We start from the raw sequence: 6,779 nt of genomic DNA on the forward strand, positions 1-6,779 counted from the left end.
CTTCGATAGCGACCTCTCGCTCACCCAAAACAACGAACTCATCAACATGGCCCTTTTTGGCTTGGCGCCGCCTTTGCTCGAAGGGCCAGACCTAGGAGAGCAAGACAAGATAACCTCTCTCTTGAAGCCTTCGGGTGCGCCAGTTGAGATGGGAATTTTCACGAGCGATTCGTTCAAAGAGATCAGCGCCGTTTTCTTTTCTACGGTCGGGACCTTTGGAAAAGCAGTCGTTGAAAGTAAGATTGATAGGCTCGTCCGGGCGACCCGTTACAGGGTGATCGACAAGGACAGGATTGCGCCCGGTTCGGAGCTCTGGCAAGTCGGGACGCACCGGTTTCGGCTCGCCGCGCTGAACTACCTCCTCACGCAACGACGAGAGAGCGAGCATCAGATCGGCGGTGCAGATGTGCTTATTCAGCACTCATCGTTTCATCGTGAAACCCATCTGGATGGGCTTCAGGTCTATTTCAATCCGTTTGCAGAGGTACCGTTTGAGCCAGAATTCCCATGGCCCGCAGAAATCGCTCTCAACTATTACGACGTCGAAAGCGGTGAGCACATCCAAGCGCATCCTGACGGCGCGCTCGTTTCAAGGCAGGTTTATGAAATAGCCCCCGAATACATTCGGCTTCTGCTCGGCAGTTACGGCTTTCTTCGATGATTGTTAGCCGAATTGGAGAGGCTTCAAGATCGATTCCTAAGTCCGCATCCTGAGTTCTGCGTTCAAGAGCGGACTGACAGCAACCCACCCTAAGTCAGCCAGCACGGTGTCGGAGCAGGTAGTCGTGCTATCATCACCGGGCGGCACCCTTCTGCCCTGCGCAACGCGGCTGCAAGTGCCGGTTGGCAAGCACAGGCTGACGGCAGCAGAGCAGCCCGCCCCAAGCGCAAAACACCAACCTGACCTGCAACAGGAGTCCAGGCGGGATCGATTGGCAGGCAATTGGGAATCCTCCCCTCGCAAGCACCCCTCCGACGCGCTTATGAAGCAGGTGTTTCGACCGGCGTGGGCAGCTGATTGCACCCGTGCATGGAGTTTGTTGACAGGATGGAACACAGTGGCATTGCCACGAGTGGAACGACGGCCTTACAAACGCCTGACGACGAATTCTCAGGAGGGCAGGCGCTGCTATGAGTGGCTGGTTGCATACTCTTCCACTCGCTTGGATGGCTCTCGTCGTGTTCGGGGCCACCTATATCGTCGCGTTCATCTTGCACCAAGGCATCGCCGCTCTGTCCGTGGGCTCCACGGCGCGGTCATTCAAGGCGCTTTCGCCTGGYATGTTGCCGCCGCTCGGTATCATCTTTGGCTTGTTTGTGGCGTTCACCGCGGCTCAGGTCTGGAGCGACAACGATCACGCCAATGCGGCAGTCAATCGCGAGGCCAGTGCATTGCGGTCGGTCGTGCTTCTGGCGAGCAGCTTTCCCGGCGAGCCCGAGGCGCGCTTACGGACGCTGGTGCACAGCTATATCGAGGAAACGACGAGCCAGGAGTGGCCGCTGATGGCCGAGGGCGCGGCGACCGTCACCATAATCCCGCCTGCGCTTAACGAGGCGCTGCGGACGACGCTGGCTTTGACGCCAAGCAATCCCGGCCAGGAGATCGCGCARCGCGAGATGACGAGGTGGCTTGAAGACGCTTTCGAGGCGCGTCGCCAACGGGTTCTCGTCAGCTCCGCGCAAGTCAACCCCACGAAGTGGGCCTGCCTGATCCTGCAAGCCTTCTGTGCTCTTCTCGCGATCGCGATCGTTCACAGTGATAACCGAATGGCATCGGCGATCGCTCTTGGAAGTTTTGCGACGGGCGTGGCGGCATCCGTTCTCTTGATTCTCGCCCACGATCGGCCCTTCACGGGAGAGATCGCAGTGTCGCCGCAGCCGTTGCTGCAAGTCATGCCGGAATCCAAAGCGGGCGGCGGCGGATGATACAGGTAGGAGTGCAGAGACGGGTAGATTCCCGCTCTGGTGTGGCGCCGGTGACAGCGGTTAAGCCAATCTCTTCGGCCGACATGAGGCGCAAAGCAGCCATGCCGTCGTCGCGTTGTGAGACTCTGATTTGGTGACAAGCAAAACAGCAGCCCCTACGACTCGTCCCTCTCATCGCGCAAATTAGACACAACGCGGCGGTTCTGCGACCTGCAGGCGGAGTTGGGGCAGTCGCGGACGAGCCTGTCCTTGCCGTAGCCCTTGGCCCACATGCGGTTGCGGTCTATGCCGCCGGCGGCGAGGTAGTCCATCACCGCATCGGCGCGCTTCTGCGACAGCGCTGTTTCGCTCGCGCCGGGATCGTCGGCGAAACCCTGCAGCTTGAGCAGCCAGCGCGGATTCTTTGCCAACCAGGCGATCTGGGTGTCGAGGGTGGCCTTGGCGACAGAATCGAGCGCGGCCGAACCTTGCGTGAAATAGATGCGGCGGCCGACATTGAGGATAAAATCCTCCTCGCTGCCCGGCTGCACGTTCTGGAAGCCGGCAACCTCGGCGTTGGTGACGTCGGGCGTGGGAGGGGCCAGCGTGTTGCTGGTCGAGCAGGATGCGGCCAGCACCAGCAGGCTGGCGGCGAGCAGCCGGCGCGTGTTTTCAATCATGCGGCTCATGAGGCGCCAATCATTCGACAGTGGTGGAAGCGGGCGCCTGGTCGGCGATGTGCGGCAGGACCTCCACCGCGGTGCCGATCGGGCACCGCTGGTAGAGGTCGATGATGTCTTCCGGGAACATGCGGATACAGCCGCTGGAAGCGTCGGTGCCGATGCTCCATGGCTCCAGCGTGCCATGCAGGCGGTAGCCGATGTCAGCGCCGTCGCGGTACAGATAGAGCGCGCGCGGCCCGAGCGGATTGTTGGACGCGCCGCCTGCGATCATGGGCGGTAGCTCCGGCCTGCGCTTACGCATTTCGGGGGGCGGGACCCATTGCGGCCACAGCGCGCGGCGGTCGATCGTCGCGCGGCCGTACCATTTGAAGCCCTCCTTGCCGACGCCGACGCCGTAGCGGATGGCGGTCTTGTTTTCCATGATGAGGTAGAGGAAGTGGTGGCGGGTGTCGACCACGACGGTGCCGACCGGCTCGCTGCTGAAATACTTGACGATCTGGCGATGCCATCTCTTGTCGATCTTGGCGAAGTTGGTCTTGCGATAGACAAAATTGTTGTCGCTGGCAGTACCGGCGAAATAGGATTTTGCCGTCGCGGCTTGAACACTTTTGCCGGTTGCACCGACCGCGACCAGCGCCAGGCCGCCGAGCACGACCCCCCTGCGTGATAAAACCATCGGCAATCCCCACTGCCTTGAGCCTGGCGGACCATAGTTGAGAATTATTTCGCCTCAAAGTGGAAAATGGTGCGTTGCTTCAGTCCGCCGTCAACGGTCTGTCCACTTTTGGTCCGAACCCAAGACTGTAGACGCTCTCCGATCGGCACCGACTTCAACAAGATAATGGTCAGTGAAATTTGACTCGCCGCTCGCCGCGACGAACGTCAATACACGCCTGCACCTTACGCTCGTGCTTCTCGACCGCCTCACGAGTGTCGAAAGGCCCCTCCCGCTTGCCGGGTTTTTCGCCCTTCTTGCGTGGGGCGCTCCGTCATTGCCGGTCCCTCCAGCACCTCGCCCCGGGTCCTTGGCGGTAAACGTCGCCGCCTGATCGACATTCGCATCGCGGCCGGGGCCTTGCTTGGTGTCGGAGCAGGTTTGTCGTGCTAGGATCGCCGGTCGGCACCCCTCAGCTCAACACGGCTGCAAGTGCCGGTTCGCACGTACGCCGCCAGGCTGGCGGCGCAAGATTCTTGCCGCGGATTTTTGCAGGAGCAATTTACAAGAGCAAGGGGGACATCGATGAGCGCAAGGGACCGATTTTTCCGTAGCCTGGTGGCTGGCCTGTTTGCCGGTGTCTTCTGGGTGGATGCCGCCCTGGCGCAGGGCGCGGGGTGTGCGTTCGCGCCGGAGGGCGGCACGTCCCGACAGACCCTGAGGTGTCAGGAAGGCCTTACCATCATTGTCGAAGGTGGGGCTCGGTTCACGCTGGCGGACCGCGATCGAAACGGCAAGGTCGATACGGTCAGGTTGCGGCGCAAGGCGCTGCTGCTCGATGCTCCAGCCGGGTCGATCCCGGGTGGCTTCGCTGTTGTCACCCCACAGGCGATCGCCGCGGCGCGAGGCACCAAATGGGCGGTCGACGTCGGCGGGGGCAAGACGTCTGTCTTCGTCCTCAGAGGCCGCGTCGCCGTGAACCGGCCCGCGTCCAGAGCCGGCGTGGTGCTGGCGCCGGGCGACGGCGTCGACGTCGACGCCGGAACAGGACCACTGACCGTCAAGCGCTGGCCCGCCAAGCGCGTTTCCGCCTTGCTGGCCCGTTTCGGCCAGTGAGCCGCAGTGAGCCGGCGAGCGCTTCCGACGCTGATCGCGCTCATCCTGGCGGGTCTTTGGGGCGCCGGCCTGGGCTTCGCGCACTGGCGCGGCAATCTGTGGTTTCTCGACCGCGTCGAAGCAACGATGAYCGATCTTCGAACGCTCGTTCGAGGAACGGCAAAGCCGCCGGAGCTGATCACCATTGTCGCGATAGACGATGAGGCGGTGCGGCGCGAGGGTGCATATCCCCTCAGCCGCGCCACGCTTGCCCGGCTTGTCGATACGATCGCGCGGCTTGGACCGAAGGCCATTGCGCTCGACCTGCTGCTGGTCGATCCGGGGGAAAAGGACAACGATGAGGCGCTCGCGCGTTCGCTGAGCGGGAGTGCGAGCGTCATCGCTGCCGCGGCGGTCTATCCCGGAGGTGAACAATGGACGGTGGCCAAGGGCGACGGACCCATCGCCGGCGTGCCGAATGCCGAGCGGTTCCTGTGGCCGCTGAAAGCGTTCTCGGATGCCGCAGCGGTCGGCGTCGTGAACGTGGCCACCGACAAGACGGGAACGCCCCGCTTCGTGCCGTTGCTGTTTCGGGCCGGAGATCGGCTGGAAACGTCTTTCCCCTTGCGTGTTGCCGCCATGGCAGCAGGAGGGGATCCAGAAATCGCCGCCGATCATCTATCGCTGGGCGGACGCTCGATCCGGACCGACATTGGTCACATCCTGCCTCTGACCTTCTATGGCCCGCGCGGCACGATCCGCACGATCAGCGCGGCGACCGTGCTGGAGGGCCAACTCGATCCCCGCACGATCCTGGACCGAATTGTGGTGATCGGAGCCACTGCGACCGGCACCGGCGATGTTTACCCGACACCGTTCGATCCCATCCTCCCGGGCGTCGAAGTCATGTCGACGGCGATTGCCCATCTGATGGCCGGCGATGCAGTCGTGCGAGACCAGTATGTCCGGCTTGCGGATGCCGGCTTTGCAGTGGTGTTGCCAATGGTTCTTGTCGGGCTGTTGGCATGGCGGCGAAACGCCGGCGGCCTCGCCGCGGTCGCCGGCGTGGTCCTGATCTGGCTGGTGGTCAACATGACCGCCTTCCTGCACCACATCTGGCTGAGCGCCGCGTTGCCGATGACCGCCGCCATTCCGCCGGCCATCCTGTTCGGGGCCGCGCAGCTTTGGCTGGGCAGGAGCCGGGCGCAATTTTTCGCAACGCAGAGCCAATTGCTTCAACGCGTTGAAGCCCCAGGCATGGGGGAGTGGCTGGCCAAGCATGGCGACTTCCTCTCGGAGCCCGTCCGGACAGACGCCGCCATCCTGTTCATCGACCTGTCCGGCTTCACCGGACTGAGTGAAACATTGGGACCGATCGCCACACGCGAACTCCTGAACAGTTTTCATGCCTTGGTCGGCGAGGAAGTGACGCGTTGCGGCGGCGTCGTCACCAGTTTCATGGGTGACGGAGCCATGATCCTGTTCGGCCTGCCGGAACCGTCGGCAAATGACGCCTTCAATGCCGCCCGCTGTTGCGTGGGGCTCTCCAGCCGCACCAACGATTGGCTGGCGTCGTTGCCTGCACCGACCGCATCCCGGCTCGGCTTCAAGATTGGAGCCCACCACGGAACGATCGTAGCCTCTCGGCTCGGCGGCGAAGGCCGTCAGCACATCGCGGCCATCGGTGACACGGTCAACGTTGCCAGCCGCCTGATGGAGATCGCAGCCGACCAGGACGCCGAGGTCGCGGTGAGCGACAAAATGCTCGATGCCGCCGGCCGCGATTGCGCATTGTTCAAATCCGGTACCCTGAAGGGACCCGTGGAAACACAGATCCGCGGGCGATCCGGCTCGCTCGCTATCTGGCTTTGGCAGAGTGCAGGGACGCCGCAGTAGAGCGTCGCCGCCAGGCCTGCGGCTTGCCCGGCGAACAGCTGGACCCCTCAATGCCGCTTGAAATACTGCAACTCGCGCTCATGCTTCTCGCCGCCGTGCACGCATGACAATTCCGGGCGTCGTCAGATCATGCGCGCCAGCCCTCACGCCGCGAGTTGGACCTCACGGGCGGCCGCGATCATGACACTCGCGAGCAAGCCGTAGGCTGCCTCCCAGGCCTCCCGCACCGCCGGTGTAAAAGCGGGGCCGAGGCCGGCCGCCAGCGTCTCGATCAGCGCTTGCCCGACGATCGGGTAATGATGCTCTTCAACACCGTAGGTGACGTGACGCTTGGCGAGTTCGCGCACGGTGGGCAGAATGGTTTCGGCACGATCCAGTCCATGCACGACGAAGCCCAGGCTCGCCATCAGCTTGGCGCCTTGCTTGGTCATGTCTCTCACCRGAAACAGCGCCCGAAGAGTCCCGTCGATCGCGAACAGGCGTTCATAGAACAAGGCGGCGGCAGCCGCACGGATCGGGACGACCTCACGAAAACTATCCTGGAC

The 6,779-nt window shown here is 62.9% G+C and carries 6 protein-coding genes and 1 pseudogene; 4 read left to right on the plus strand and 3 right to left on the minus strand.

Annotation, left to right across the window (positions count from 1 at the left end; all coding sequences use genetic code 11):
• Nucleotides 1–661, plus strand: a pseudogene (locus tag ACXJ7R_RS21270) (hypothetical protein); the annotation flags it as partial.
• 518 nt (nt 662–1,179) lie between these two features.
• Complete coding sequence (locus ACXJ7R_RS21275) at nt 1,180–1,926, plus strand: bestrophin-like domain (protein ID WP_457153569.1); 747 nt, start codon at nt 1,180–1,182, stop codon at nt 1,924–1,926.
• 155 nt (nt 1,927–2,081) lie between these two features.
• On the opposite strand, the gene ACXJ7R_RS21280 is transcribed toward ACXJ7R_RS21275, so the two are convergent.
• Together ACXJ7R_RS21280 and ACXJ7R_RS21285 are read right to left on the minus strand one after the other, a co-directional pair.
• Nucleotides 2,082–2,594: an OmpA family protein gene (locus ACXJ7R_RS21280; RefSeq protein ID WP_095091251.1), complete on the minus strand. Its 513-nt coding sequence runs from the start codon at nt 2,592–2,594 to the stop codon at nt 2,082–2,084.
• Between the two features lie 10 nt (nt 2,595–2,604).
• Nucleotides 2,605–3,264, minus strand: coding sequence for a L,D-transpeptidase (locus ACXJ7R_RS21285; RefSeq protein ID WP_457153570.1), 660 nt, complete (start codon nt 3,262–3,264; stop codon nt 2,605–2,607).
• A 564-nt stretch (nt 3,265–3,828) separates the two neighbouring features.
• On the opposite strand from ACXJ7R_RS21285, the gene ACXJ7R_RS21290 reads away from it, so the two are divergent.
• Nucleotides 3,829–4,359 (plus strand): FecR domain-containing protein, encoded by a 531-nt coding sequence (locus ACXJ7R_RS21290; RefSeq protein ID WP_457153571.1) that lies wholly within the window; start codon nt 3,829–3,831, stop codon nt 4,357–4,359.
• 6 nt (nt 4,360–4,365) lie between these two features.
• Nucleotides 4,366–6,234, plus strand: coding sequence for a CHASE2 domain-containing protein (locus tag ACXJ7R_RS21295; RefSeq protein ID WP_457153572.1), 1,869 nt, complete (start codon nt 4,366–4,368; stop codon nt 6,232–6,234).
• 143 nt (nt 6,235–6,377) lie between these two features.
• Here the strand turns inward: ACXJ7R_RS21295 and ACXJ7R_RS21300 are convergent.
• Nucleotides 6,378–6,779, minus strand: a 402-nt coding sequence (locus tag ACXJ7R_RS21300; RefSeq protein WP_457153573.1) for a globin family protein, incomplete at its 5' end; no start/stop codon positions are given.

This window comes from Mesorhizobium sp. P5_C1 (assembly GCF_054049815.1).